Raw genomic sequence first — 24,682 nt, 5'->3', positions numbered from 1 at the left:
CGACACGGGGCGGCCCTTCCAGGCCACGCCAGGCGCCCAACCTTGCCAAAAGGGGCGCAGCCCCAGCAAGCTTCCGGAAATCCGGGACCTGGGCTATTGGCCCAGGTCGGCAGCTGAGCCCCGGAGTGCAGAAGCCAGACATTCGCCACAACCGTCGCCCTGTGGCGCTCGAATTACAGTTCAGATTCGGCTCGATATCACTCATCAAGGAAGAGGAACACCTATGCCCAGCAGCACGCAGGACCTGGAGCGGTTCGTACGCAGTTCGCTGATACGTGGTTGCAGCCGGCAGAGCATCGAAACCGCACTCACAGACGCAGGCTGGACGCCGGAACAGGTGCGCGGCGCGCTCTCGGCATTCGCGGACGTGGACTTCGCCGTACCGGTTCCCAAGCCACGGCCTTACCTTTCGGCACGCGATACCTTTATCTATCTGGTGCTGTTTACCACGCTCTACCTGAGCGCCTATCACTTCGGCAGCCTGCTGTTCCAGCTGATCAACCGCGCCTTCCCCGATATGGCCATGCCATACAACAACGGGATATCGCAAAGCATGCGCTGGTCCGTTGCCTCGATCATCATCGCCTTCCCGGTTTTCCTGTGGATTTCCGGCAGGATCCGCGGCGAGGTCGCGCGGCAGCCCATCAAGCGGCAATCCGCGGCACGCCGCTGGCTTACCTATTTGACGCTCTTCGTCGCCGCGGTCGTGCTCATCTGCGACCTGATCACCCTGGTGGACGGCGTGCTCGGCGGCGAGATCACCGTGCGCTTCGTGCTCAAGGTGCTGGTTGCCGCGGCAATAGCCTGCACCGTATTCGGCTACTACCTCTGGGATCTGCGCAGCGACGAGCGTGTCGCATGATGCCGCGCAAGGGAGTGCGATGGCTGACGATCGCCGTATCTATTGGCATGGCCGCAGCCGTGATCGCCGGCCTGGCCGTGGTCGGCTCTCCAGCGCACCAGCGTGCGCTACGGATGGATGGACGCAGGGTATCGGACCTGAGCCGAATCTCGCTGCAGGTCATGGGCTACTGGTCTCAGCACAAGTCCTTGCCGCATGACCTGGCGGCAATCGACGCGGAGCAGATCCATACCGCCGACCCAGTCAGCGGTGTGGCGTATGGCTATGTGGTGACTGGTCCCGATACCTATCGGCTGTGCGCGGATTTCGATGCCGCATCCGAGTCGGAAGAAATGGGGCGCGATGGCTACATTCCTCCTGGCGGGCAGCGTTGGCATCATCCGGCCGGAAAGCACTGTTTTGATATGGACCGGAAATCGCCTGGGGCGCCTTCGTTCTGAACAGTGGCGACTTGGGTATCACCAAGAACGCTGTCCGCGCCACCCTTTTTGCACCAGCCGTTAAAGAAACCACCAAGGAGTGAACATGAAATCTCGCATGTCCATTGCTGTACTGGCATTGATGACTCTGCCCGTGTTGGCTAACGCATCTTGTGATGCGGTGAAGTCCGACATCGACGCGAAGATCAAGGCGAAAGGTGTAAACAACTACAGTCTGGAAGTGGTTCCCGCAGATCAGGCTGACAAGAACGGCGGAAAGGTAGTCGGGCATTGCGAGGGCACGAATGTCATCGTGTATACCCGCGGGGAATCCAAGTCGAACGACGACAGTTCAGGTACGGCGCCGGCTGCACCGCTGCCGACGCGATCTGGCCAGGCCGGAGGCTGATGACGGCCGGCCCGCAGAAACGGGGCGGTTCCATCTGCTATACGAGAGATGGATCCGCCCCTTTTCCCTGGTTTCTTCCGTGGAAAAATAGCTTCATGAAAAGTCCGCACCACGCTTGGTTCGTCATTGCTCTAACGGTAGGCATCGCTGCCTGTCATCACGGCCCCACAGCACCTTCTGCCGACGGCGGGGTCATCAAGGAAGGGCTGGTTGCCTATGCAAAACACCCGTCCTTGGCATGTCATTCAAAGACCGATCAGCATCAGGGTCGGGAAATTGCGAACCAAGGCGACAGACAAGCGGCACAGGCCTATCTAAACGAGCGCTGCGTTGTCTTCACGGATCCCGTTGCCCTCAAGATCCTCAGCATCGAACCTGCCGTTGAACCAAGTGACGATCAAATGGTGTCAGTCGAGGTCTTGAGCGACTCATCCGTCGGTACGCTATGGATGACCAGCAGGTCGCTGCTGTTGAACAGGTGAGTTCAAGCGCGGCGCATTTGGAGCGCGGTGCTCCACTTGAGACCCGCCGCCTTTTGAGTGGGTAGGCAAGAGGATGGGCAATGAGCTTTCTTGGCAAACTCAGGCAGCGGGTGAATCGCGACGACGGAAATCTGTTCCAGGTCGGAAATCGCCCTTTGAGTCGCGGCGAGATCGTCGGGATGCTTTTGTTCGTTGGCGGGATACTTCTGTGGCAGCTCCCCGCAGAAGGCGGTCTCAGTTGGATTTGGGCGGCGGCATCAAGTGCACTTGGTCTTCTCTTGAGCATTCAAGGTGATGTCGGAAAGGATGGAGACCCGGATATGTAGCACTCAATTCCTGAGGCCCACTTCCGGTCAAAAACAGATATTCGCAGACGGAGGAAAATGAATGGCAGAAAGGTATCGGGTCACAGTGTCCTGCCAGGGAATATCTTCGCATGAGGCTTCTGGCGGCGTTTCGGCTGTTCTTGAAGAGTTTTACGAACGACCTTGGCATACAGAGGTCACTTGCCGCTGGGATGGAGAAAAAATTCTTCTTACAGCCGAGAATGACTACGACTCCAATGGGTCCGCCGTTCTCGATGAATTCTGCGATGCCGTGCACGCCTGCATCTCCTGGTCGGCGGAGGAGATAGCTTTCGCGGTTGAATCGGTGATCGAGGTGAAGCCGGGTCAATGAAGCAACCCGCGCGGGGTTCTCGTACGAGATCAACGGTGCGCAAAAGCCGTGGCCCTATCTCTGGTCCCGTGTGGAATGGACACTGCTGGGTATCGGAGGATTGTTTGTCTGGTACTTCGTTGGTGGACCCGGCGCATTGAAGGGTTGGCTGCGCGACTTCAGGCGCCAAGTATTCTCGAAGGCCTAACGTCTGCTCTCGATCCGAAGCGGATGAAATGCACATAGCCGGCCCACAAGCGGACGGAGCATGGCTGAGACAATCTTGAGCATTGGTGCGATCGCCTTGGAACTCGGCATTCCAGTCGGGTTGCTTATATTCATGGCGCTAAGGCCCCAAGTTCGACCAAGAGCCATCGTCATACTTGGAGCGCTCTTTCCGGCGCTATGTCTATACGGCGCGATAGCGGTCAGCTATCTCATCTCAAGGGGAAAGTCAGACATCTTTGCGTTCTACGCCATGTGGGTGATGACTTTCGCCCCCTACCTGGCGGTCGCACTGGGAGGGCTGGCACTCTCTTTTCTTCGAAGGCCCGCGAACTATTGGGCCCGTTTTGGGCTGGGCGTGCTGACGACGCCGGCCGCATACCTAGCATTCGTTCTGGTTGCCAAGGTCATCCCTTGGCGAGCAGGGTAAAGTCCGCTTCCGGCCCGAAGCGGACATCTGAGATAGTTCGACATGGCCAGACTCTTGGGAGGCTAAATGTCAGTCGACATCTTCGTATTCCTGGCACTCAATCGGGCACCAGACTTCGACGCCTGGCAAAAGGCCATGCGGGCGAGTCGCCCCGAAATGCACTTTGTCGCCCCGGTAGACCTCGCCAAACACAGTGGCTTTCTGCCCCTTGTTGTGGATGGCAAGACCACGGGCTTTTTCTTCTTCAGGAATGACGCGAAGGAGCTCGTCTCGGATTACCCGATGGTGGTGGCGGCTGGTGTCAGCGGCGGCGTTGCCTACCAGCTTTCGTTCGGTGGTGATGCGCATGAATGCATCGCAGCCATGCGATCCGCCGAGGTGCTGGTGAAGAACTTCGGCGGTGTTGCGTTTGACCCTCAGGGTGGAAAGGTCATGACCATCAAAGATCTGGATGACAATGCGGCACTCTGTGGAACTTCATTGAGGCCGTAGGAGACTCAAATGCCGATATCGGTGCTCTTCATGTCCATGTCGCTCGACGGATATATCGCCGGCCCCAACGACGAACCAGGCAACCCCGGCGGCGACGGCTTCGACCGGCTGCACGAATGGTATGGGGACTTCTCCCGGCCATCGGGGGCGGTTGGACAGCTGTGGGATGAATGGAATTCACCGGGCGCGATTCTCGCAGGGCGGCGTACCGTGGAGCAGATCGATCATTGGGGCGGTGACAATCACGGTGTCCCCATCATCGTGCCAAGCCATCGTCCGCCCGGCCCTTCGGTGGCGAACTATCCGTTGGTGAAGTACGTGCTCGACGGGATTGAGAGCGCCATGGCGCAGGCCAAGGCCGCCGCCGGGGACCGCAACGTACTGATGCTCGGCGCGTACACGGCGCAACGGGCGCTTGAGGCTGGCGTGCTGGACGAGCTGCAGATCCACCAGATCCCGGTGCTGTTCGGTGGCGGCCTCCGACTGTTCGATGTATTGCCGTCGCGCGTCGAGTTGGAGATTGTTCGGGTGATCGATACGCCGGATGCTACACATATCCGTTATCGCGTCCGTCGCTGACCAGCCTACGACCCAAGGCGGACATCACGAGGAAGGGATGAATGGCTCCATGGGAAGAGCCCGTCCGATGTCCGCGATAGCGCCCTGGCTTTCGTGCTGCCCATCTAGCTCACACCCGAGATCGCACCGCGATAAATCCCATGAGCCTTGAACAGCCCACACCATCCCTCCACGGCTCCTGCCACTGCGGCGCAGTACGCCTCACGCTTCCGGCAGCGCCCGCAACAGCCACGAGTTGTAACTGCTCGCTATGTCGCCGCACGGGAGGCATATGGGCTTACTACGAACTCGGCTCAGTCTCCATCCAAGGCCACCCCGAGAACACGGAAAGCTATGTCTGGGGCGATCGATCTTTGCGGAATGTGCGATGCAAGATCTGCGGTATCGCCACTCACTGGGAGCCGATGGAGCTCAAGCCAGGCGCTCGCCACGGCGTGAATCTGCGGAATTTTGAACCCGCGCTGCTGGAGTCGGTGGTTGTCAGGCGCTTCGATGGGGCGGACACCTGGGAATTTCTGGATTGAGCATTGCTGCTTTTTTTGCACGGCGCAGCAGAAATCCCTGGATCGCGCTTTTCTGACAATGTGGTCAGGTGGCGGTAGCCGGATGAGGTTTCGAGCGGAGCGGTGTGCGTCACTCTTGCGCTCCGGCCGTACCCTCACCCCAACCCCTCTCCCGGAGGGAGAGGGGCTTAGCGTCGAGGCACTACCGGCGCCGCGATATTCCTCAACACTCAAGTTGAAGCCCTTCTCCCCCCGGGAGAAGGTGGCGGCAGCCGGATGAGGTTTCGGGCGGAGCGGTGTGCATCACTCTTGCGCTTCGCCCGTACCCTCACCCCAACCCCTCTCCCATTGGGAGAGGGGCTAAAAGCTCTACGGCACCAACACCCAACTCACCTGCCGCACATCCGGCGGCAGCGGCAGCCACGGCCCCAGGGCCTGATAACCGTACTGGTACGCCACGCTATCCCGCATCCCAAACGAATGCATCGGCCCCGCCTGGCAAATCACATCGCGCTTCGGCAACACGCCGGTATGGAGATACCCAAACTCCGCCGCCACCACACACGCGTTGTCATCGAAAATCGCCCCATGCGTGGCCGCGTTATCGATAAACACCATCGGCGCCGCATTCCCATTCCACAGCCGATCCACCAACGCCTCCCCATACGGCGTCGACGGATCGAACTCCCCCTGCACCATCAACCCATGCACCTTCGTCCGCAATTCCAGCAGCGGGTCGATCGCCGGTGCCCAGGGCCATCCTTGGCACTGATCCTCCATGGTCGATGCGCCTACCCCCCAGTATTTATGCGTGTCAGCGATCTTGCGGGCCATGCTGCGGCGGTCGGTGGAACCGGAGTCGTTGCACTGCAGGGCGGCGCTCATCGGGTTGAAGCTGGGTAGCGCGCGCAGGTCGGCGTAGGTCATGGAGGCGATCTGTTCGGCCGTGGCGATATGCTCGGGGTCGCCGTCCAGTGCATCGGACATCGCGCTCAGCGAAGGCGCCACCAACAGGTCCCAGAAGATCCACATCGCCGTGCCATCCAGCGCGCCCAGCGCCTGGTCCGGCGTGACGCTGCCCATGCGGTGCTGCGAGGTGGCCTGGTAGATGCGCTGGAAGGTCGTCATCACCTGCTGCGGCGTGGTGCCCATATGGAACTGGTCGTTGTGACGCGCCATAAAAGGGATAAAGGCCTGCTGCAGGTTGAGCTGGTCCATCGACATGCGCTGCAGCGCCTGCTGCTGCCAGTCCAGGTGCGACCAGTTCATATTGCTGTCGAGCACCACGCGCTCGAACTTGTCGGGAAACATGCGGCTGGCATACGCCATCAGGCCGGTGCCGCTGGACACGGCGAACAGGTCCGCATGCTGGAAACCCAGAATGGCGCGCACCAGGTTCAGGTCGCGCACGTGGTTGGGCGTGGTGATGCCCTTGAGGAAAGCCCCGTGCTGCTGCAGGCACGCGCGCATCGAGCGGTTCCACCAATCCTGCTGCGCCTGCAGGCTGGCCGGCGTGGGGTTGCGGCTGTCGCCGTCCATGAAGTTCTCGGCGCCGCTGCGCGGGGCGTAGTCGCAGCTCACCTGGGTGCCCAGGCCGTCGGTCACGCCGCGCAGGTCCACGCCAACCACCAAGTGGTCAACCTGAAGTTGCGGTTGCCATTGCTCGAACATCTCCGCCATGGACGCACTGGAGTTATCCGGCCCGCCGCCGTTCACCAGCAGCAGGCGGGTATACGCCGGCGGGTTGAGCGGCTTGGAAATGCCGATGGTGATGTCGCCCTGGCTGGGGTCGGCCCAATCCTGCGGCACGGTGACCAGCGCGCACTGGATGGTGCTGCCGTCGGTAAACAGCGAAGGCGGGCAAGCGCCCCAGCTCACCGGCTGCTGGTAGTACCTGGCGTAGGCCGGGTCGCCGCTGTGGTCGTCGATGCCGTGCGCGCTGGCCAGCCCCGGACACAGCACGCAACCGATCAGCACCGCCAGCTTGCGCACGGACAAGGTAAAACGCTTCATACCGATGCTCCTTCAAGTAAGTAGTGACATGCCGGACATGCGCACCGCCGTGGCCTCCGCCGCAGCCGCCGGCCTCCCCAAAGACCAGGCACAGGCAAATCGCGAGCGCACCGCGCCGCCGGGCCGTGGCCCGGTGTCGTAAGTAGCGATAAGTTGCGATTCCCCCGTTGGGCTGCCCGATGCGGGCGGTGGCGGCGGCGCGCCCGCCAGGGGCGTCCTGCCAGCCGTGGCATGATCATTCTTCACGGCGGGCGGGGTCGTAAATGACCGGTCGCGCGCTTTTTCGATATGACCACTTGCAGCCGCCGCGGAGCGCTTAAAGATGGCCAACAGGCGGCAGCACGACGAACCGATGTACGCCCAGTTCGCCGATGCCATCCGGCGGGACATCGACTCGGGCCGCTTCCAGCCGGGCGCCCGCCTGCCCGGCAGCCGCTCGATGGCCGTGGCCCTGGGGGTTTCCCGCACCGTGGTGCTGATGGCCTACGACCAGCTGGAAAGCGAGGGTTACCTGGAATCGCGCTCGGGCAGCGGCACCTATGTGTGCGTGCGCGCCGCCGGCGTGTCCGCGGGCGGCGCACCGGTGCAGGAACAGATGGAAGCGCCGCCAGCGCCGCGGCTGTCCCGCCTGGCCCGGCGCGCCGCACTGCCTGCCGTGCCCGAGGCGGAAATGCCTGCCTTCGATGGCGACGTGATCGACCTTGCGCAACCTCGCGTGAAGTCCGACCCGCGCAGCCTCAAGGCCTGGATGCAGAACCTGACGGCGCTGCTGCGCAGCCGCGACGCGCCGGACTTCCCCGAGCTGCAAGGCGCCATCGCCCTGCGCAAGGCCGTGGCCGGGTACTTAAGTGTGGAACGCGGTATCGAGGTGGGCCCGGACGACATCCTGATCGTCAGCGGCGCCCAGCAGGCCCGCGACCTGATCGCCCGCGTGCTGCTCGACGAAGGCGACGCCGTAGGCGTGGAGGAACCCTGCCACTGGAGCGTGCGCCACACCTACGAGGCGATGGGCGCGCGCATCGTGCCGTGCCAGGTGGGGCCGCAGGGCATGGATATCGAGCGGCATGCGGCGGCGCTGGATGGCGTGCGGCTGGTGAACGTGGCGCCGTCGTTCCAGTTTCCCACCGGCGTGGTGATGTCGGAGGAGCGGCGCAGGGCCTTGCTGCAATGGGCGTATGCGCACGATGCGTGCCTGGTGGAGGACGATTTCGATTGCGAGCACCGGTTTGGGGTGCGCACCTGCCCCACGCTGTGGTCGCTGGATCGCCATGGGCGGGTGATTCATGTGAGCAGCTTTGCGCGCTCGATGTTTCCGGCCTTGCAGCTGGGCTACATGCTGGTGCCGCGGGGGCTGCGGGAGCGGTTTCTGGCGGTGAAGTGGCTGGCGGACCGGGGAAGTATTTCGCTGCAGCAGCATGTGCTGGCGATGTGTATCGGGAGTGGGCAGTACTTGAGGGATTTGCGGAGGATTGCGCATCGGTTGGCGCCGAGGCATCGGGCGTTAGCCGGGGTGTTGGAAGGGAAGCTTGGGGAGGATATGGAAGTGGTGGGCTCGGTGGCGGGGGGATCGTTGTTTTTGCGATTGCCGCGATTGGCGCGTGGTGCGACAGAGGCGTTGGTAACAGAGGCGTTCGCGCGTGGAGTGCGTATTCGTTCTGCAGAGCGCTTCCATCAAACGCTGCCTGAGCATGTGACATTAGTGCTTAGCTATGCCGGGGTGTCCGAGGTAAGCCTTAAGCGCGCTGGGGTGCGGCTCGCAGAGGCGTATCTGGCGACCATGAAGAAGGAGCGGATTCATTCCGCGAACGGGTGATCCAGGTCCTGACCTTATGCAGATGATCCAGATCTGACGACAAGCACAGAATCAAGGAGCGAATAGCCATGCGAGCAAGAACATCCATCCTTCTACTCATTGCCCTCAGCGGCACAGCCTGCGCCATGCCAACAGAGCATTGGGCGATTCTGCCGCCCGACCAGGCCAAGGACGCACTCCACCAGTGTTCTCGATCGACACCAGAGCAGGTGGATGGCTCATGGGAGATTCCGCCGAGTGTGGCGGCGCAGCTGGAGCAGGATCTGCATAAGCTTGCCGAGCTCAAATCGCATCAATGCTGCTCTACAGGAGGATCGGTAAGCGACCCCAATGCGTTCCTCAGGCAGTACGTTGGGGTAACGATACGCGGCAAGAAATATGTCTACATCAATGCAATCCCTGTCGAGATATCGATCCACAGCAAGGATCGAGGAGCATGGAGGCGAAAGCCGGCCATCGTCTGCGATGGCGGCAGCTCCTTCTGGGGAGCGCTATATGACCCGGAGACACGGGAGTTCTCGGAGCTCGCTTTCAATGGCATAGCGTAAGAACGCCCCGTTCGCTCCATCGCAAGATGGAGCGGATCACGCCGACGAAGACAGGCCTGTTTTTCACAGGCCATCTACGGCATGCAATTTAGCTTCGGCAGCCGGGAATCCTGGCGCTCATCGCACGCAGCGATCACACCTGCGTCGATGAGCGCACTGGCAGACATCAAAGCTGACAAAGTCGAATAAGGAGCGTATCGGCTTTCTCTATTCGCTGGTGCGGCGACAAAGACTCAGGCTATTGAGCGCCCCCTCCATGCTAGGAGCGGGGATCGTTGTGTTGTGCCCAGGCAAGGAGTGCGGCTATGTCTTCGAATGACGCGAAAATCAATCTGACGCTGGCCTTTGTACTCAACAATGCTGCCGTCGATGACCAAGGCAAACCCATGCAGTATCCGGACCCTTCGGTGGTCCAGCAAAACATCGTCAAACGGGTCAAGCAATCGACGTATGCGAGTGCCTTCACGCTGGCGTGGGGGCCTTTCACCTTCCTCGATCCGGGAACATCCCCGACGTCGAAGGGATATGCCGCCAATATCACCGCCATCTTCAAAGGTCCGTCGGGCGACTATCGCGTGGTGACCAGCGGCACCAACCCGAAGTCGGCGTACGACGTCAATGTCGAGGATAAAGATATCGGTCAGACGGCATTGAGCGGCCTGATCTCTTCGGCGCCGTGGGGCACGTCCATATCCAATGGTGCGATGGATGGAGTGCAGAACATCCTCAAAGGCATCATTCCCCTGGGCGGCCGCTTGCTTGGCTACCTGACGAACCATGTAGCCAATGGCGGCATAGTCACGGTGGTGGGGCACAGCCTCGGCGGAGCTCTGGCCTCGGTTCTGTCGCTTTATCTGAAGGCGGAGCTTCCATCGGCAACCGTAGGCTGCTTTACCTTCGCCGCACCGACGGCGGGAAACGAGCAGTTCGCCGATTACTTCAACAAGAGCATGAAGGGGCTTTCAACCAGAGTCTTCAACACCAAGGACATGGTGCCGGACGCTTGGAGCGCCAGCACCATCAAGAACATCCTGAATATCTACGAGCCTGATATCGACACGCCGCAGAGCATCCAGGATGGCATCAACAAGAACTACGGGTTTCTGCAGTTCTTGAACTATCAGCAGCCGAGCGAAGGGCAAGACCAGCACACCGGGACTACCGACAAGGGGCTGATTCAGCACGATGGCAATGACTTTAACCGGCAGGTTGGCTATCAGCACATTGGGGCTTACATAGCGTTGCTGGCTATGGCGAAGGGGGATGTTTGGTTGCCGCCTGGCTCGTGAATCTGTGGATGGCTGACTGCTCCGTGGTCAGGAGATGGTTAGAGCTGGCGAATATGGTTATCTGACCTCTGCGAGATGACCAGTCCGATCTGGCGCTCAAACGGCCCAGACGGATGCTACCTGAGTTGCTTTAACTATCTCCGCTCCGTTGTACGCACCTGCGCTGTGGTCGCTAGATCGTCATGGGCGGGGATTCACGTGTGTTGTTTCCAGGGAAAGGAATGCGGGCTATGTCTTCGAATAGAGCCAAGAGCCCAGCCCAGAGGCTGTTACCTTAAAGTGCACACTAATGCTCTAGCGGACCGAGCCAAGGCCAATGACTTCCAGGCCTCTCTAACGACCACCGGCTCCTTTTATAAAGATTGGGTGGAACGCAAATTCATCGCCCTCATCTTCTATGCGCGGATCCTAAACTCTCGGGCGAGGCGTTCTCTCAAAAGATTCGGCTTTCGAAGCTCACACTCCCAAACCGTCAAGACATGCCAACCTAGCTGCCGCAATCGCCTTGCGTTATGCGCGTCGCGGGAGCGGTTCCTTTGCAATTTTGGGACCCAGAAATCCTGACGTGTAGACGGCATCTTCCCTCTAGGGCAGTTATGCCCGTGCCAGAAGCAGCCGTGGACGAGTACAACCGTCGAGTGGCGCCTCAGAACTATATCCGGCGTTCCAGGGAGCGTTTTAAGGTGCAATCGAAACCTAAGCCCCAACCCATGAAGGATGGAGCGAACGGCTTTCTCGGCCGCCGTGTTGGAGGAATGCACAGCCGCCATATTGCGACTGCGCTGCTCTCTAGAGATACGGTCCATTATCGAAATAGAAGACCATACGCCATGTCGTCACTCTGCGCTTAAATCTACGTAGTCTCTTGCAGACCTTTTCGGAGAGCACGGGCATGTGCAGTGATGAAGGGGGGCGGAAGCGCATTGCCGATCATAAGCGCAATCGACTCCTTACCGTGATCTACCTTGAATCGATACTCCCTAGGAAATCCCTGAAGAATTGCCGCTTCGCGCAGTGTGATGGTTCTGTTCTTTGAAGGATGAAGGAAGCGACCTTTTGAAGGGTTGTGGCAGCCGCTCGTAATAGTCGGAGCAAGCTCATCCCAGGACATACGCCCGTAAACATCTCGAAAACCATTACTGCGCTTGTGGCATTCAAGCTGATACTTCTTAGGTAGATCCGTGCGGCTACCGCCATCCTTAGGAATCATCGCGATTAGATCACGCACAGCCTTCGACCGGTTCTCGCCCAAAGCGTGCAGTTCATCTTTCGTACTCTTCGGGCTGTCAAGCCCAGTCAGCGCCTCACGAACAGTGATACGTCTACTTGCCTTACCTGCAATCAATGGCATGTGGACATTCGATGCGAGCATAATTAGTCGCTTGCGTCTTTGAGGAACCCCATAGTCCGCGGCATCTAGGATGTGCACCTCCGTCTCATATCCCAGCTTGTGGATCTCTCGGCGCATCTTGAGGAAGCGATTGTCCTTAGCCAGAGCCGGTACATTTTCCAGCATCACCGTCTTCGGCTTCATTACCTCGATGAAGCGGAGAAAGTCTGCAACGAGATTATTGCGCTCATCTTTGACTGATGTCCGTTGATTTCTGGTCCGAAGGCGAGAAAAGCCCTGGCATGGCGGGCAACCCGCAAGCAGATCAAGCTCGCCTGGTTGAATATTCGCTTCACGTAGCACGTCACCAGGATCCAGCTCGCGAATGTCCTGGGAATAGAGGCGTACCTTCGGATGATTCATCCGATATGTTTCTTGGGCCTTAGGATCCACCTCTACCGCCGCAATCACTACAAAACCTGCCTTCTTCAGGCCGAGACTCAGCCCTCCGCATCCACTAAATAGATCTATGGCATGCAACGGCCTGAGCTTCGCGCCAACTTCTTTTAGAGTACGTTTCATCGGTGTGTGTAATGCATAGTCAATGTGGCTCGGAACCGGCTTTCAACGGAGAACCAAGCACCTAAGAAAGCCTGGCTTTGAGAGGATCGATTAGTAGTGCAATCAACTTTCTTTAGATTGCTGCAAGAAAGCTTTCGATGGAAATTGATGACTATTTTGGCATCAGCTCAGCTACCTTCATAGCCTAGCAGCCAATGCTGTCAGCACGTTTCTCCAAGCATCGCTCATCATCGGCGACTTCAAGTAAGTTAGATGGCAAAGGCTAGCGCGTAACGACCCGACGGGAACCGAATTTGTGGCCACCACACGGACTGGTGTTTGCCGTAGGCTTTAGTTCTCATCATGAATACCGTCACAAGATCATTCGGCACAGATCCCGCTTCGCCACCAGTCAGCAACCCCTGGGTCTCGCGCCGTGGCTCACGGAGATCTCGATCTCGATCGACGTAAACGTATCCCGTGCCCTGCTTCAAAATTTCCGCGCAATGCTCCAGTGATTCCGCAACCGCGACAGGATCCCAAACGTGTTCAGCAATCGCCGGATCGGGGGCCGTCAGCTTGATCAGTTCTTTGATATCGGCGATTGACATCTCAGCATGATCTTTATCTGAGATGGCGGAGAGCAGCTTATCTAGCTTGGAAGTATGCTTTGCTCCCGAAGTGTCACGTAGAACTTGCGCCGGGTTGTAAGTTCCGCCACCGGTGTAAACGCCTATCGCCCCAGGGACCAATACATTACGCCGCGTCGCTTGCAGACCATTCTTCAGATAGACTCCACGAAACTCCTCACCGGGATTCTTGGCGATGAGTTTTCGCAAGCTTTGCTCCATCTCGTTAATGGCGCGAAAGACCACATGCAGTTCGGGTGGCAACCACAAGCGAAGCAACCCAATATCCTTACGGCGGTAGCCATACATGCGCGCATGCTGCAGAACAGTGTCTGCCTGCGGCGTGCGAGGATGGCGACCGTAGTAGCTCACGAGCAAATTTTTGATCGTCACACCGCGCCCAAGCTTATTGCCTCCAACAAAGAGATTGTATGGGGCGTGCAAAGCTACGTCTTCGTCTGTCTCTCCATTCACTAGCTTGACTGTGATTCCCGGCGATAGGAACTCGATCTTATTGAGGAGATGAGTGAAATCGGATCTGGCCAGTTGCTCATTGGTGATGGCGAGGTCATCGAATGCTTTACGCAGACGCTTGATGAGCTTGGGCTCTTTTGCCTTCAGGCCGCTGGCCAAGTCAGCCTTGTATGCACGCAACAGATCAACAATATGGCTGTGATCGCTCTTTCGGGTGCTTACGTGGCAAAGAAATGCACACTTCTGATCAGGGCTAGTCTCTCGCTTGAACGTCGCGCCAATCATAAAGGTGTCGAGCGCGGACAAAAGCGACGTAGGCATCTGCGCTCCGGGCGCCGGTTGAGACCCGGCTGACAAAGCCGTGAGATCAGCTAAAGGAAATTCACGAACGAGATCCTCGCTGTGTTTCGAAAAAAAATCATCACCCCCGACGTAATCACTACCGGGATGACTCAACACCGTGAACTTCGGCCGAAATGCGTGCTTGCCATCTTGAAGAAATAGCGCGCCCGGGGTAGCCGTTACCTGAAGGTAGGTATTCTTGTCGAAGAACTCGCGAAGCTCCTCAATCTGCCCGTTTATCCTACTGCGCGACCCATCATTCTTTCGAGCTATTGTGTTTAAGCTTGCTTGATCGGCCTCATCGTCAATAATTAGGCACGAAAGACCACGTACACGACCGCCTTTAAAGTTTTCGATTAGCGTGTTTAGAATGCTTCCATTCTTAGTGACCACAACAGCGCACGTTCCACGCTTTATGCGCTGCAGGAAAGCCTCCTTGTCACGAAGATCAGCCTTACCAAGAATATCCATGCCGGGAAACGCTTCTTGAATGCGCCCTCGCGTCTGCTCGTATAGTGGATCGATGTCGGAAGTGAGAACAATGAGAGTGCGATAACCTTCATCTGCCCCCATTGCCCCGGTTACGGTCAGAACGCCTGTTTTACCGCTTTGTACTAGGCCGTAAATGAGACCGTTGATCTGCTCCTTGCCTCCACTTAGGGGACTGACCCATTTACTCGCCACCTCACGCGCGGTTTTGGCGATGTCATCCACCTCATGGTCATTTCCAACTTGCTGACGGAGCAAGTTGAGAATCTCGTCAGTATGCTTCACTGCAGCTCTCCTTTGTCCTTAGCTCTTATCCAAAAGATTCGACCAGTCAGCTGGCGCAACCTTGCCAGGCAACGTACCGTCAGGCCCTCCGATCTCAAAGTGAGCACGATGGTTGCGCTTGCAGGAAACGCGTAGCGCGTTGCTTTGAATTGACGCAATGCTGGCGTAGTCGTCATATGATAATGCGGCGATACCATCTGCCCCGCAAATCAGGCCAATGATGAGCCGCATTGACTGCGCACTCTTCCGGAGGAATGCCTGTTCATCGGGCATGAACGTGAATCCCCATGGACTACGTTTTCCCGTGGAGTATTTGAGATGGATCTGTAGCCGATTATCAAACACAAATAGTGGTGGCGCGTAGCTGATATGCGTAGCACCCGATTTGCGAATAAGCTGATAGATCGCAGCCCCTTCGTAAAACTCCTGCTTTTGGATACCCATAAGGCACGACTTTCAAGTAGGCCAAAAATGGAAGTTACGCCAAATCGTGGCTACTTTTGGCCGGCAATCAGGGAATGAGCTCCTTCCATGCCTGTAAATCTTTGATCCAGGACATATCTTTTCGTCCTTGTTGATTTCCTGCATTACTGAAGCATCCATCATGCCCCCGCAATTCCGGCACCCGCGATAATGTAAATGGCCCCAGCCACCCATCGTTCATAACACTACATACAACAGGTGTCTACCCCCCAGAAAGAGCGTGCTACGGCTGGCCGCACAGCCCCTTCGAAGCAGCAATCTTGTGACAGCAGGGGCCGCCAAGAATTGGCCAATCGTTCAACCTAAGAATTGCGGCAGTCAACCGCGATCTATTCGTCCCGTCGCGTCCTAGCGCCCATGGGCTTTGACGATATCGACACGCGTGGCGCATGGAATCATAGCGGCCACTCTTCCGGACATTTTCGATGGCGTATCTGCGGCGTATCTGTGCGATCCAACTTCGCTAGTAAAGCAAACTAGCGGCGTGTATAACAGAAGAGGGCCGCTAAGACCCTTAGCTGCCCTCTCCTTTTCCCCAGCCCCTCAGAAATAACGCCTCGCTACTCTGTCCCTACCAAACATTCATTCTCCTCGCATATGTGGGCCAACTGCATTCGCATATGTGCCTGCGCCGCACACCTCATCCCCATCTCCACAAACCCAGCAAGCCCCTGTAGCACAATCGCCAGCCTTTGCACATCAACGCTTCGCCACTCATCCGCCAACTCCGTGATCAACTTCAATGTACAGTGCGCGTGATGCAACCACTCAGTAGCGTCATTCAGCAGCTCATCCGCCCCCGCATTCGGATCTGAAAAGTAATTTGTGTGCCGCGTTATCCAAGCCTCACCAAGTTCACTCATAAAGCAACTCCTTACTAAAACACCGCACCCCGCTCCGAGAACGGCACGCCGCCGGACAGCACGGCGTGCCGCGACCATACGGACTCGGGTTTCACCGGCGACTCAAAACGTGAGCCCCGGGCGGCTTGATTGAGGAAGTGGATGACGGGTTCAGCAGCCTCCGCCGTTGCGCAAGGCAACGCGCCGGGTTTCACGGCTAGGAATCTTTCCTGCGAAAACTCTTAAGTCCCGTCTCGTCAACCGTGTCCGCGCGTTGCTCGGACAACCCGGATGGGCGGTGAAGCTGCCGCCGTGGGAATCGGCGGGCGAAGAAGTGCCGTATGATCTGGCTTAGCCATGATCAACTCCTCATTAGTTGGTGATGGTTAGCGGGTCAGGGGTGTTCGCTGCACCCTTGGCCCGCGCTCTCACAGCATTGCTGCCATGGTTGCCCGCGACGCGCTTCGAGTCACTCCGCGGGCAACACAAGCAAACTATCAAAACGACTTCGGCGTGTCTGTAGGAACACCGCGCGATGCAAGCATGCGCGGCGCTTTTCGGACACATCCGATGGCAAATGCGTAGACACTGCGCAATGCCGCGTCAAAGCTCCTCGATCACCTTCAGAATCTTCTGATACTGCTCCAGCTGATCCGGCGACTTGATCATATGGATCAGCACGGACGCCGTCGCCGCCTGCCGGATCGCCGCCATGCCGCTCTCCTCCGTCACCTTCTGGAACGCGTGCAAGGTGCTGGCCACCGTACCCATCAACTCCAGCGCCGCATGGCACCACGGCTCGGCGTTATCGATGCCATGCGCGTTCGGCGACACGCTCAACTGCGTGACGGGCGCGGAGATCTCGTGCAGGGCAACCGCGGCCGCGGCAGACGGCGGCTCCAACGGATGCTCCGTCGCAACGCCGGTGGTCGCCGTATCGAGCGAGTAGATCTGCATGATGCCCTGCGTCGTCGCCGCCTGCGCCAGGATGTCCTGTTGCTGCTGGCTGACGACAGCGGTATGCGCGGCAACGGACAGCGCGTTTGCCGTGGCCTGGTAGAGATAACCCAGTGCCATGGCGGGCGCATTGCCGGTAGTGGCGGTGCCGCGGGTATTGGCCTGCGTTACCGCATCGGTGACTTGAGGATTGACCCCGGTCGTCGTCGACATAAAAACCCCCTGTTGAGTGATGTGCCTGATAGCGCTTTATCGCGTTGGCGCACCAGGACCGTCTTCCCGTGTCGTGCCGGTTTCCATGTTTCCGGCCCGCATAGCATCGCCGCAGCTGGGCGCTGCATACAGTGCCTTGGAGGGGGCGTCCGCCTCGGCATGCCGGTAAATGCCAAAAGCGCTTTTCAGGCAATGCCATAGCCCAGCCCAAGGCGCATTTTCTTGCGCTCCAAAAGACACATTCCACCCGACACAAAAAGCGCGGACCATCGCCGCTACGGTCTCTACGCCAATCGCCAGCCATCCATCGCCAGGGAGAACACCACATGCAGACACGCATCCAGGGCACCGTCATGCCCGTACTGGAAGTACAGCTCGCGCCGGAAGAAAGCATCTTTGCCGAGAGCGGCGAGCTTTCCTGGATGACCTCATCGATCCAGATGAGCACCCACACCCAGATGGGCGGTGGCGGCGGCCTGTTCGGCGCGCTCAAGCGCGTGGTCGGCGGCGGCAGCCTGTTCATGACCGAATACCGCGCGGTGCGCACCACCGGCGAAGTCGCGTTCGCCACCAAGGTGCCGGGCCATATCGTGCCGGTGACGGTGGGCCCGGGTAATGAATACATGGTGCACCGGCATGGCTTTGTCTGCGCCACGCCGCAGGTGACCATCGGCGTGGGTTTTCAGCAGTCGCTGGGCGCGGGCATTTTCGGCGGCAGCGGTTTTGTGCTGCAGAAGGTGGCCGGTAATGGCGCGGCGTGGCTGGAACTGTCCGGCGAATTGATCCGCAAAGACCTGGCGCCCGGCGAGACGCTGCGCGTGCACCCGGGGCACGTTGGCGCATTCCAGTCGTCGGTGAGCTTTCAGATCACCACGGTGCCGGGTATCAAGAATGCGTTGTTCGGTGGCGATGGATTGTTTCTGGCGGTGCTGACCGGGCCGGGGTCCGTGTGGCTGCAGACGTTGCCGATTTCGCGGTTGGCGCATCAGATCGCGGAGTATCTGCCGAGTGGCGAAGGCGGTAGTGGGCGGGCGACGCTGGGCGGTGGGTTGGTGGGCGGTATCGTGGGGTCGCTGTTGAGTGGTGACGATCGGTGATTTTTTAATGGGGACGGGTGCAGTTAAATCGGCATAACTGCACCTGTCCCCGTTAGCTAAACGCTGCGAGGGACGCATGGCAGATATCGGACAGACGGTTTGGAACTACGGCATGGTGGTCGTGGCCGTGGCCTTCATGGGCAAAGTCATCAACGCGTTGCGGACGGGAACGATCCGGATGCCGGGCTGGAATCGGGGGCCGGAGCATGACTATCGGCGTGCGGTGGAGACGAAGGCGTTCTATCGCACGGCCATTGGGTTTGGGCTTGTGGCGATTTTTGCGGGGTGTATGGCGTGGGTGGGGTTTCACTATCTGGGGATGGTTGGCAGGTAGCTTGCGTAGGCGCCCACCATAAAGATCACCGTCCAAATGCCGAAACAGATGGATCGGCCAAGTAAGAATCGCCGCAACTGAGAAAGGAAATCTCAACGATGAACGGACGGTGGTGGGAGTTCTACTTTGTCAGGTACGCCATGGGGACCATCATCGGCGCCCTCATTGTCACTACCCTCATGCATGCCGATCCGGCGTTGAATCGCGTGCTTGGACGTCTGTTGGATCAGCTGGATGGTGCGTCACGCTTCGCTGCCCTCGGCGGTCTCGGGCTGACTTATTGCTATGTATCCAGCATCCCGATCCTCCTTCTTCACGCTGGCCGCTCGCTACTCCCCATCAACCTTCGAGCAGCCAATCCAAGCAGACTGCGTAAGCTGTATGAGCAACTACTGCCCGGCCTCCTACCGGTTCTGGTATACGGATTTTCGGTGCTCTACGTTTACATGGCCTTTCAGATATTACGTTCGCCGGAACTGGATAAGCGGATTGGAAACCTCAGCTTTTTCAGCTTTGTGTTCATCATTATTGTCCCCGTATGCTTGAGCATCTTCTTGGTCTTTCTTAAGAACAGGTCTTATCTGTTCTACAAGCAACTGGCCAAAGCAAGGTCGCGCCAAGGCGATGCCGGAGAACTGATAACTTCGTATCGGCATCTGAGAGAGCATGGCAATTCGATATTCATCGTCGTACTCGAGGCGATCTTCGGCGTGACGATGTTCACCGCGTATCGAGTATCCCTACGCGTGGATCGCCAGAAGTCCGGACTACTTCTTGCTCCGCAGTTCTACTTCTATGGCGTCATCACAGCAGCCTGGATCCTGCCAGGAGTCGTCGTTTGGCTGTTCGCGACCTTGATCGAGAATGAGTTTGTGCGTGATCCGATGTGGCCCTAGGGCGCCGGTAAGGATGCGGACGGGAATAGTTAGGCCGGGATAACAGCACCTGTCCCGTTAGCTCCTCTAATACAACCCGCCACCTCCCGTTCTCGCCACCCCAGCGAAAGCTGGGGTCCAGTGCCTTAAGACGCTGGATCCCAACTTTCGCTGGGATGACGGTGGCTCTGTCGGGTGCTGCAAGTGCTGTGGGTGCTACTGCAAAGCAGCTCGGAGACTCTCCGCCAAACGCATCCGCTCCTCGATGGCATAGGGCACCTTCTTCCCCCCATACAACCCATCATTCAAGTAGCGCGGAAACACATGCAGGTGGTAATGCCACACATCCTGATTACCCGCCGGGCCATTGTGCTGGCGCGTGGATATGCCTTCGCATCCGAAGGCGTTCCGCATGGCGAGCGCCAGGCGGCGTGTGGCGCGGAAGAAGTCGCTGCCCAGCTCGTCCGGTATATCCAGCACGTTCTCGTAGTGGCCCCGCGGCACCACCAGGCAGTTGCCTTTGATGCCGGCGTAGTGATGCGTGGGCACCAGGGCGAACACGTTGGTATCCACCAGCACAACGGCTGATTCCGGCGCGGGCGATGGAAGCGTTGCGGCGATACCGCAGAACGGACACGCGTATCCGGGTGGCGCATGCTTCATAAGGCCTGACTGCTCATGGACGCCCGTGTCAGGGCGAATTCGGGATTCTGTGTTGCGCTCCCGCTACGCGTCAATCGAAAAACATTACCCGCGCGAAGCGTCATTGATGCCCACCGATCACCACCGTGATTCGGTTCGCGCGCCTACCCGGCGCCCTGCCGCCCCGCCTAGCATCGGCGCGAATCAGGGCAATACCCGGCCCCGCCTTGCCGAACGTGCAAGCCAATACGGGCAATGACTCCGGCTTGCCGGAGCTTCATTTCACTGTCGTATCAAGGGGTAACTCATGCGCCTTTCCACTCTCGCCACGGCCTGCCTGCTGGGCCTGTCCATCAATGCGTCGGCTGCGGACGTCAAATCCATCTCGCGACTCGCCTTCGGTCCGGACGGCGTGCTTTTCGTCGCCGACTGGAAAGCTGCCGAAGTGCACGCGATCAAGCTTGCGCCGCCTGCGCGCCAACCGGTGGGTGCAGTGTTCAACGTGCTCGATCTGGAGCAGCTGCTGTCCGACCAGGTGGGCGGCGCCAGGGTTGCCGTCGAGGATATGGCCGCGCGCCCCGGCACCGGGGAGGTCTATGTCGCCGTCAGCTATGGCGCCGACAAGACCCCGGCGCTGTTCGCCGTCACCAGCGACAAGAAGGCGCGCCGCGTCGACCTTAAAGCCGCACAAGGCACTTCGGTGGCGCTGCGCGATGCGCCCACCGGCAACGAGAAGTTCTGGAAGGACATGCCGGAGCGCAGCTTCACCGTCACCGACATGAAGTGGCGCGACGGTGAGCTGTTCGTGGCGGGGCTTTCCAACCAGGATTTCGCCTCGACGCTGCGGCGGATTCATTATCCCTTCGACGCCAGGCAGTCGATCACCTCTATCGAAATCTTCCACGGCGGGCACAATCTGATCGAAACGCGCGCGCCCATCCGCGCCATGAGTTTCGCCAAGCTTGGCGGCAAGCCGTATCTCGTGGCGGCCTATACGTGCACGCCGTTGGTGATCATCCCCCTCGACGAGCTGAAGGACGGCGCGCATATCCGCGGCAAGACCGTCGGCGAGCTCGGCTACGGCAATACGCCGGCCGATATGGTCGCCTATTCGCAGACCGAGCAGGGCCAGACCCGCGAGTACCTGATGCTGGTGAGCTACAACCGCGTGTCGAACGTCATCCCGGTGTCGGAGCTGGATGCGGCGCGCATGGGGCCGGGCATCGAGAAGCAGGTGCCGTTCGGCCAGATCGCCGGCCTCAATGTGGCGCAGGCGCCGCTGGCCGGCGTGATGCGGCTGGATAACCTGGACGACAAGTCGTTCATCATGGTCCGCCGCGATCTGCAGCACGACGCATTGCAGCTGGTGTCGATGGGCAAGGACCTGAGCTTCCGCCTGTCGGACCATATCTCCGAATACGCCTTCCGGAACTTCAGCTTCAAGGGCAATGCGTTCCAGCAGAAATACATCAAGCCGCGGCAGGACATCCTCCTGAAGGACGAGGGCTTTCCCGATTTGATCAAGGCGTCGGATTAACGCCATGCGCTGGCGATTGCTGATCGGCGGCATGGTGTTTGCCGCCTTGCCCGCCGCCGCACAAGCCGCGCAGCCGGCGCCGGAGGTTGTCGCCGTGCAGCCTTCCGGTGCCGAGGTGCCGACCAATCTGCTGCGCTTGTCGGTGGTGTTCGCCGCGCCGATCGAAGGCGAAGTGTTGCCGCGGATCGCGCTTTCCCGTGCTGACGGGCGTTTATTGCAGGAGCCGTTTCTGCAGCAGGAGCTATGGTCGCCCGATGGAAAGGTGCTGACCTTGCTGTTCCATCCCGGCCGCGTAAAAACCGGCCTGATCGCGCGCGAGCAGCAGGGGCCGATCCTGAGCGAGGGCGAGGACGTCGTGCTTAGCTTCGATGGTCGCCCCATCAAGCGGTGGCATATCGGTCCCGTGGATGGAAACGGTCCGGTCGTTGCGGCGTGGAAGCTGTCGACTGTGCGGCCCGGTGCGCGGGAGCCGTTGGTGGTCCGCCTGGATGGCCCCATCGATGGACGGGATGCCGGTTATCTGGCGGTGGTCGATGCCGGCGATCACTTGGTCGAGGGCGAGCGGCAATTACGGAATGGCGAAACGACGTGGACGTTTACGCCGGACGCGGCGTGGAAGGCAGGAGATTATCGGCTGATGGTGCACGGCACGCTGGAGGATCCGTCCGGCAATCGGCTCGGCGGGCATTTTGAAACGTCGATCGATTCGCCACAGCCGGCGGCGGCCGACGTCACCTTGGATTTCAAGGTGAGTTCGAATTGATAGACGGAAAAGGAACGCGCTTAGTTAAGTGGGGATAACTGCACCCGTCCCCGTTTATTCATTTCAGCGCATCCATGTCGTGCGCAAACTTCTGCAGCAGGCGAACCAGTTCGTCCATTTCGCCCGGCTCCCAGTCCGCAAAAAGCGCCCGGCCGAAACGCTCTCTCGCCGCGTCCAGGGCGTCCGTCATGACTTTGCCTTTGGGCGTAATGCTGGCTTCGGTGACCCGGCGGTCGGTCGCGCCGGCCTGGCGGCTGACCAGCCCCAGCGCTTCCAGCTTGGCCACCTGCTTACTCACCGTCGAATAGTCGCGCCCTACCCGCCCCGCCAGCTCGCCCACCGCGATCGGCCCCAGGCGCTCGACCAGCACCAGCAGCGGAAACAGGGCGCGGTCCAGCGATATGCCGGCCTCCTCGATTATCGCCTCGTCGCGGTCCGGCCGGTTGAACACGCTGATGATGGTGATCAGCGCGCCGTGCAGGTTGCGCAGCTGAGTCGATATATGTGCATCTTGCACATTCTTTTTGCTTGGCATATGCTCGCTCCAGTTATGTGCACTTTACACATATTGGAGCAGTCATGACCAGTCATTCGAAGATCGACGTGCTGATTTGCGGCGCCGGCGCCGCCGGACTCACCCTGGCCATCGAGTTGGCGCGGCGGGGCATCGCCTTCCGCCTGGTGGAGAAGATGGACAGCCCATTCCACGGTTCGCGCGGCAAGGGCATACAGCCACGCACACTCGAGGTCTTCGAGGACCTGGGCATCGTGGACCGGATCATCGCGGCCGGCGGCCTGTATCCGGCCGTGCGCGAATACCGCAGCGACGGCAGCCATACCGAATCGGAGGTGGTCGAGCGCGCGGAGCCGACGCCCGCGGAGCCTTATGCGTTGCCGCAGATGCTTCCTCAGTACCTCACCGAGGCCATTCTTCGCGACCGCCTTTGCGAGCTGGGGCACGCCCCGGAATTCGGTTGCGAGCTGATCGATTTCAGCCAGGGCGAAGCCGGCGTCGTGGCGCGCCTGCGCAGGCATGGCAACGACGAAGTGGTGCAAGCGCGGTATCTGGTCGGCGCCGATGGCGGCCGCAGCTTCGTGCGTAAAACACTGGGCGTCGACTTTCCCGGCAAGACGCTGGGTGTGCGCGCCATCGTGGCGGACGTCGTCCTGGATGGCCTGTCACGCGATGCGTGGCATCGCTTCAACGACGGCTCGATGGAGCGGCAACTGGCGGTGTGTCCGCTGGCGGGCACGGCGCTGTTCCAGATCCAGGCGCCGATACCGCTGGAAGGCGAGGTCGATCTCTCCGCCGCCGGGCTCACCGCCATGCTGCACGATCGATCCGGGCGCGGCGACTTGCTGGTGAAATCCGTTTCGTGGGCGTCGGCTTATCAGATGAATGCACGACTGGCCGATCGGTACCGCGTGCAGCAGGTGTTTCTGGTGGGCGACGCGGCGCATATCCATCCGCCGACCGGCGGCCAGGGCCTCAATACCAGCATCCAGGATGCTTACAACCTTGGATGGAAGCTGGCCGCGGTGCTGAACGGTGCGGAAGATGCGTTGCTCGATACTTACGAGCAGGAGCGTCGCCCGGTTGCTGCGGAGGTGCTCGGGCTTTCCACGCAGTTGCTTGCCGCGGCGAAGCAAGGGGATATGCGGCGTGGGCGCAATGTGCGGCAGTTGGATCTTGGTTATGCGGATTCGGCGCTTGCGCTGGAACGGCCGGAGCGTCTTCATGGCCCCTGCGCCGGCGACCGCGCTCCCGATGCGCCGATGCATGGCGCCAGCGGCCAAGCGGTGCGGCTGTTCGATTTGCTTAAAGGCACGCATTGGACGTTGTTCGGTAATGAGGCCGATCGTGCCTGCGTAGCTGCGCGGGCGGGGCTGCGTATCCATACCGTCGGCGAGGGCGCAGAGCTTGTCGATGAGGGAGGACATTTCCGGGCGGGATATGCGGTGTCCGCGGGGGAGTGGGTGCTGGTGCGGCCGGATGGGTATATCGCGGCTATCGTTGGCACGGAGCAACTCGGGGCGTTGGAGGTGTTTTTTCAATACGCCGAGTGCGGCATGCCTGGGGCGTGAAACCGATGGGTTGATGCGGGCGG

Annotated in this window: 25 protein-coding genes and 1 pseudogene; 18 read left to right on the top strand and 8 right to left on the bottom strand. The window is 59.6% G+C overall.

What is annotated here, in order from left to right:
• The first annotated feature begins 223 nt into the window (after positions 1 to 223).
• The 9 genes from FHW84_RS05285 to FHW84_RS05245 all read left to right on the top strand — a co-directional run bounded on the left by FHW84_RS05285 (position 224) and on the right by FHW84_RS05245 (position 4,555).
• Positions 224 to 862 carry a DUF5671 domain-containing protein gene (locus FHW84_RS05285; protein WP_167253134.1) on the top strand — a complete coding sequence of 213 codons (639 nt, stop codon included), beginning with the start codon at positions 224 to 226 and terminating at the stop codon, positions 860 to 862.
• Positions 859 to 1,302, top strand: coding sequence for an ABC transporter permease (locus tag FHW84_RS05280; protein WP_167253132.1), 444 nt, complete (start codon positions 859 to 861; stop codon positions 1,300 to 1,302). Before FHW84_RS05285 ends, FHW84_RS05280 begins: the two co-directional genes overlap by 4 nt.
• A gap of 85 nt (positions 1,303 to 1,387) precedes the next feature.
• On the top strand, positions 1,388 to 1,690 hold the full coding sequence (locus tag FHW84_RS05275; RefSeq protein WP_167253130.1) for a DUF1161 domain-containing protein: 303 nt from the start codon (positions 1,388 to 1,390) through the stop codon (positions 1,688 to 1,690).
• A gap of 95 nt (positions 1,691 to 1,785) precedes the next feature.
• On the top strand, positions 1,786 to 2,172 hold the full coding sequence (locus tag FHW84_RS05270; protein ID WP_167253128.1) for a hypothetical protein: 387 nt from the start codon (positions 1,786 to 1,788) through the stop codon (positions 2,170 to 2,172).
• 80 nt (positions 2,173 to 2,252) lie between these two features.
• On the top strand, positions 2,253 to 2,498 hold the full coding sequence (locus tag FHW84_RS05265; RefSeq protein ID WP_167253126.1) for a hypothetical protein: 246 nt from the start codon (positions 2,253 to 2,255) through the stop codon (positions 2,496 to 2,498).
• A gap of 61 nt (positions 2,499 to 2,559) precedes the next feature.
• Positions 2,560 to 2,850, top strand: coding sequence for a hypothetical protein (locus tag FHW84_RS05260; RefSeq protein WP_167253124.1), 291 nt, complete (start codon positions 2,560 to 2,562; stop codon positions 2,848 to 2,850).
• Positions 2,851 to 3,097: 247 nt separating this feature from the next.
• Positions 3,098 to 3,484, top strand: a complete 387-nt coding sequence (locus FHW84_RS05255) for a hypothetical protein (RefSeq protein ID WP_167253122.1) — start codon at positions 3,098 to 3,100, stop codon at positions 3,482 to 3,484.
• Positions 3,485 to 3,550: 66 nt separating this feature from the next.
• Complete coding sequence (locus tag FHW84_RS05250; RefSeq protein WP_167253120.1) at positions 3,551 to 3,976, top strand: hypothetical protein; 426 nt, start codon at positions 3,551 to 3,553, stop codon at positions 3,974 to 3,976.
• 9 nt (positions 3,977 to 3,985) lie between these two features.
• Complete coding sequence (locus tag FHW84_RS05245) at positions 3,986 to 4,555, top strand: dihydrofolate reductase family protein (RefSeq protein WP_167253118.1); 570 nt, start codon at positions 3,986 to 3,988, stop codon at positions 4,553 to 4,555.
• 872 nt (positions 4,556 to 5,427) lie between these two features.
• Here the strand turns inward: FHW84_RS05245 and FHW84_RS05240 are convergent.
• Entirely contained in the window at positions 5,428 to 7,071 is a 1,644-nt protein-coding gene (locus FHW84_RS05240; protein WP_167253116.1) for an alpha/beta fold hydrolase, read from the bottom strand.
• 322 nt (positions 7,072 to 7,393) lie between these two features.
• Here FHW84_RS05240 and FHW84_RS05235 point away from each other — a divergent pair, with 322 nt between their 5' ends.
• The 3 genes from FHW84_RS05235 (at position 7,394) to FHW84_RS05225 (ending at position 10,721) form a co-directional block, all read left to right on the top strand.
• Entirely contained in the window at positions 7,394 to 8,884 is a 1,491-nt protein-coding gene (locus tag FHW84_RS05235) for a PLP-dependent aminotransferase family protein (protein ID WP_167253114.1), read from the top strand.
• 68 nt (positions 8,885 to 8,952) lie between these two features.
• Positions 8,953 to 9,432 carry a hypothetical protein gene (locus tag FHW84_RS05230; RefSeq protein ID WP_167253112.1) on the top strand — a complete coding sequence of 160 codons (480 nt, stop codon included), beginning with the start codon at positions 8,953 to 8,955 and terminating at the stop codon, positions 9,430 to 9,432.
• Positions 9,433 to 9,737: 305 nt separating this feature from the next.
• The gene (locus tag FHW84_RS05225) at positions 9,738 to 10,721 is read left to right on the top strand and encodes a lipase family protein (protein ID WP_167253110.1); all 984 of its coding nucleotides are present in this window, start codon (positions 9,738 to 9,740) and stop codon (positions 10,719 to 10,721) included.
• A gap of 395 nt (positions 10,722 to 11,116) precedes the next feature.
• On the opposite strand, the gene FHW84_RS05220 is transcribed toward FHW84_RS05225, so the two are convergent.
• The 5 genes and pseudogenes from FHW84_RS05220 to FHW84_RS23175 all read right to left on the bottom strand — a co-directional run.
• Positions 11,117 to 11,527, bottom strand: coding sequence for a very short patch repair endonuclease (locus tag FHW84_RS05220; protein WP_208399636.1), 411 nt, complete (start codon positions 11,525 to 11,527; stop codon positions 11,117 to 11,119).
• Between the two features lie 47 nt (positions 11,528 to 11,574).
• A complete protein-coding gene (locus FHW84_RS05215) occupies positions 11,575 to 12,633 on the bottom strand; it encodes a DNA cytosine methyltransferase (RefSeq protein ID WP_167253108.1) in 1,059 nt (352 codons plus the stop codon).
• A gap of 248 nt (positions 12,634 to 12,881) precedes the next feature.
• A complete protein-coding gene (locus FHW84_RS23460) occupies positions 12,882 to 14,831 on the bottom strand; it encodes a Z1 domain-containing protein (RefSeq protein ID WP_167253106.1) in 1,950 nt (649 codons plus the stop codon).
• 18 nt (positions 14,832 to 14,849) lie between these two features.
• A complete protein-coding gene (locus FHW84_RS05205; protein WP_167253104.1) occupies positions 14,850 to 15,275 on the bottom strand; it encodes a hypothetical protein in 426 nt (141 codons plus the stop codon).
• Positions 15,276 to 17,065: 1,790 nt separating this feature from the next.
• Positions 17,066 to 17,326, bottom strand: a pseudogene (locus FHW84_RS23175) (RebB family R body protein); the annotation flags it as partial.
• A 326-nt stretch (positions 17,327 to 17,652) separates the two neighbouring features.
• On the opposite strand from FHW84_RS23175, the gene FHW84_RS05195 reads away from it, so the two are divergent.
• From FHW84_RS05195 to FHW84_RS05185, 3 genes are all read left to right on the top strand, one after another.
• Positions 17,653 to 18,423, top strand: a complete 771-nt coding sequence (locus FHW84_RS05195; protein WP_167253099.1) for a TIGR00266 family protein — start codon at positions 17,653 to 17,655, stop codon at positions 18,421 to 18,423.
• 76 nt (positions 18,424 to 18,499) lie between these two features.
• Positions 18,500 to 18,757: a hypothetical protein gene (locus FHW84_RS05190; RefSeq protein ID WP_167253098.1), complete on the top strand. Its 258-nt coding sequence runs from the start codon at positions 18,500 to 18,502 to the stop codon at positions 18,755 to 18,757.
• Between the two features lie 140 nt (positions 18,758 to 18,897).
• Positions 18,898 to 19,653 carry a hypothetical protein gene (locus FHW84_RS05185; protein WP_167253095.1) on the top strand — a complete coding sequence of 252 codons (756 nt, stop codon included), beginning with the start codon at positions 18,898 to 18,900 and terminating at the stop codon, positions 19,651 to 19,653.
• A gap of 195 nt (positions 19,654 to 19,848) precedes the next feature.
• Here the strand turns inward: FHW84_RS05185 and FHW84_RS05180 are convergent, their stop codons facing one another.
• A complete protein-coding gene (locus FHW84_RS05180; protein WP_208399635.1) occupies positions 19,849 to 20,295 on the bottom strand; it encodes an HIT family protein in 447 nt (148 codons plus the stop codon).
• 286 nt (positions 20,296 to 20,581) lie between these two features.
• Here FHW84_RS05180 and FHW84_RS05175 point away from each other — a divergent pair, with 286 nt between their 5' ends.
• Entirely contained in the window at positions 20,582 to 21,811 is a 1,230-nt protein-coding gene (locus FHW84_RS05175) for a hypothetical protein (RefSeq protein ID WP_167253093.1), read from the top strand.
• A 4-nt stretch (positions 21,812 to 21,815) separates the two neighbouring features.
• Positions 21,816 to 22,574, top strand: a complete 759-nt coding sequence (locus FHW84_RS05170) for a hypothetical protein (protein ID WP_167253091.1) — start codon at positions 21,816 to 21,818, stop codon at positions 22,572 to 22,574.
• A gap of 58 nt (positions 22,575 to 22,632) precedes the next feature.
• Here the strand turns inward: FHW84_RS05170 and FHW84_RS05165 are convergent, their stop codons facing one another.
• On the bottom strand, positions 22,633 to 23,109 hold the full coding sequence (locus FHW84_RS05165; RefSeq protein WP_167253089.1) for a MarR family winged helix-turn-helix transcriptional regulator: 477 nt from the start codon (positions 23,107 to 23,109) through the stop codon (positions 22,633 to 22,635).
• A 44-nt stretch (positions 23,110 to 23,153) separates the two neighbouring features.
• Between FHW84_RS05165 and FHW84_RS05160 the strand changes: the two genes are divergently transcribed.
• Complete coding sequence (locus FHW84_RS05160; RefSeq protein ID WP_167253087.1) at positions 23,154 to 24,659, top strand: FAD-dependent oxidoreductase; 1,506 nt, start codon at positions 23,154 to 23,156, stop codon at positions 24,657 to 24,659.
• Positions 24,660 to 24,682: the final 23 nt, after the last annotated feature.

It is taken from the genome of Dyella sp. SG562 (assembly GCF_011759495.1).
Lineage (GTDB): Bacteria > Pseudomonadota > Gammaproteobacteria > Xanthomonadales > Rhodanobacteraceae > Dyella_D > Dyella_D marensis.
The sequence above is the reverse complement of the archived record's forward strand: the minus strand, read 5'-3'. Positions and strand labels throughout refer to the sequence as shown.

What these genes read in the sequence shown, in the direction of transcription:
- FHW84_RS05285 (WP_167253134.1), top strand. Translation starts at nt 224, where the DNA reads ATGCCCAGCAGCACGCAGGACCTGGAGCGGTTCGTACGCAGTTCGCTG.
- FHW84_RS05280 (WP_167253132.1), top strand. Translation starts at nt 859, where the DNA reads ATGATGCCGCGCAAGGGAGTGCGATGGCTGACGATCGCCGTATCTATT.
- FHW84_RS05275 (WP_167253130.1), top strand. Translation starts at nt 1,388, where the DNA reads ATGAAATCTCGCATGTCCATTGCTGTACTGGCATTGATGACTCTGCCC.
- FHW84_RS05270 (WP_167253128.1), top strand. Translation starts at nt 1,786, where the DNA reads ATGAAAAGTCCGCACCACGCTTGGTTCGTCATTGCTCTAACGGTAGGC.
- FHW84_RS05265 (WP_167253126.1), top strand. Translation starts at nt 2,253, where the DNA reads ATGAGCTTTCTTGGCAAACTCAGGCAGCGGGTGAATCGCGACGACGGA.
- FHW84_RS05260 (WP_167253124.1), top strand. Translation starts at nt 2,560, where the DNA reads ATGGCAGAAAGGTATCGGGTCACAGTGTCCTGCCAGGGAATATCTTCG.
- FHW84_RS05255 (WP_167253122.1), top strand. Translation starts at nt 3,098, where the DNA reads ATGGCTGAGACAATCTTGAGCATTGGTGCGATCGCCTTGGAACTCGGC.
- FHW84_RS05250 (WP_167253120.1), top strand. Translation starts at nt 3,551, where the DNA reads ATGTCAGTCGACATCTTCGTATTCCTGGCACTCAATCGGGCACCAGAC.
- FHW84_RS05245 (WP_167253118.1), top strand. Translation starts at nt 3,986, where the DNA reads ATGCCGATATCGGTGCTCTTCATGTCCATGTCGCTCGACGGATATATC.
- FHW84_RS05240 (WP_167253116.1), bottom strand. Translation starts at nt 7,071, where the DNA reads ATGAAGCGTTTTACCTTGTCCGTGCGCAAGCTGGCGGTGCTGATCGGT.
- FHW84_RS05235 (WP_167253114.1), top strand. Translation starts at nt 7,394, where the DNA reads ATGGCCAACAGGCGGCAGCACGACGAACCGATGTACGCCCAGTTCGCC.
- FHW84_RS05230 (WP_167253112.1), top strand. Translation starts at nt 8,953, where the DNA reads ATGCGAGCAAGAACATCCATCCTTCTACTCATTGCCCTCAGCGGCACA.
- FHW84_RS05225 (WP_167253110.1), top strand. Translation starts at nt 9,738, where the DNA reads ATGTCTTCGAATGACGCGAAAATCAATCTGACGCTGGCCTTTGTACTC.
- FHW84_RS05220 (WP_208399636.1), bottom strand. Translation starts at nt 11,527, where the DNA reads ATGGACCGTATCTCTAGAGAGCAGCGCAGTCGCAATATGGCGGCTGTG.
- FHW84_RS05215 (WP_167253108.1), bottom strand. Translation starts at nt 12,633, where the DNA reads ATGAAACGTACTCTAAAAGAAGTTGGCGCGAAGCTCAGGCCGTTGCAT.
- FHW84_RS05205 (WP_167253104.1), bottom strand. Translation starts at nt 15,275, where the DNA reads ATGGGTATCCAAAAGCAGGAGTTTTACGAAGGGGCTGCGATCTATCAG.
- FHW84_RS05195 (WP_167253099.1), top strand. Translation starts at nt 17,653, where the DNA reads ATGCAGACACGCATCCAGGGCACCGTCATGCCCGTACTGGAAGTACAG.
- FHW84_RS05190 (WP_167253098.1), top strand. Translation starts at nt 18,500, where the DNA reads ATGGCAGATATCGGACAGACGGTTTGGAACTACGGCATGGTGGTCGTG.
- FHW84_RS05185 (WP_167253095.1), top strand. Translation starts at nt 18,898, where the DNA reads ATGGGGACCATCATCGGCGCCCTCATTGTCACTACCCTCATGCATGCC.
- FHW84_RS05180 (WP_208399635.1), bottom strand. Translation starts at nt 20,295, where the DNA reads ATGAAGCATGCGCCACCCGGATACGCGTGTCCGTTCTGCGGTATCGCC.
- FHW84_RS05175 (WP_167253093.1), top strand. Translation starts at nt 20,582, where the DNA reads ATGCGCCTTTCCACTCTCGCCACGGCCTGCCTGCTGGGCCTGTCCATC.
- FHW84_RS05170 (WP_167253091.1), top strand. Translation starts at nt 21,816, where the DNA reads ATGCGCTGGCGATTGCTGATCGGCGGCATGGTGTTTGCCGCCTTGCCC.
- FHW84_RS05165 (WP_167253089.1), bottom strand. Translation starts at nt 23,109, where the DNA reads ATGCCAAGCAAAAAGAATGTGCAAGATGCACATATATCGACTCAGCTG.
- FHW84_RS05160 (WP_167253087.1), top strand. Translation starts at nt 23,154, where the DNA reads ATGACCAGTCATTCGAAGATCGACGTGCTGATTTGCGGCGCCGGCGCC.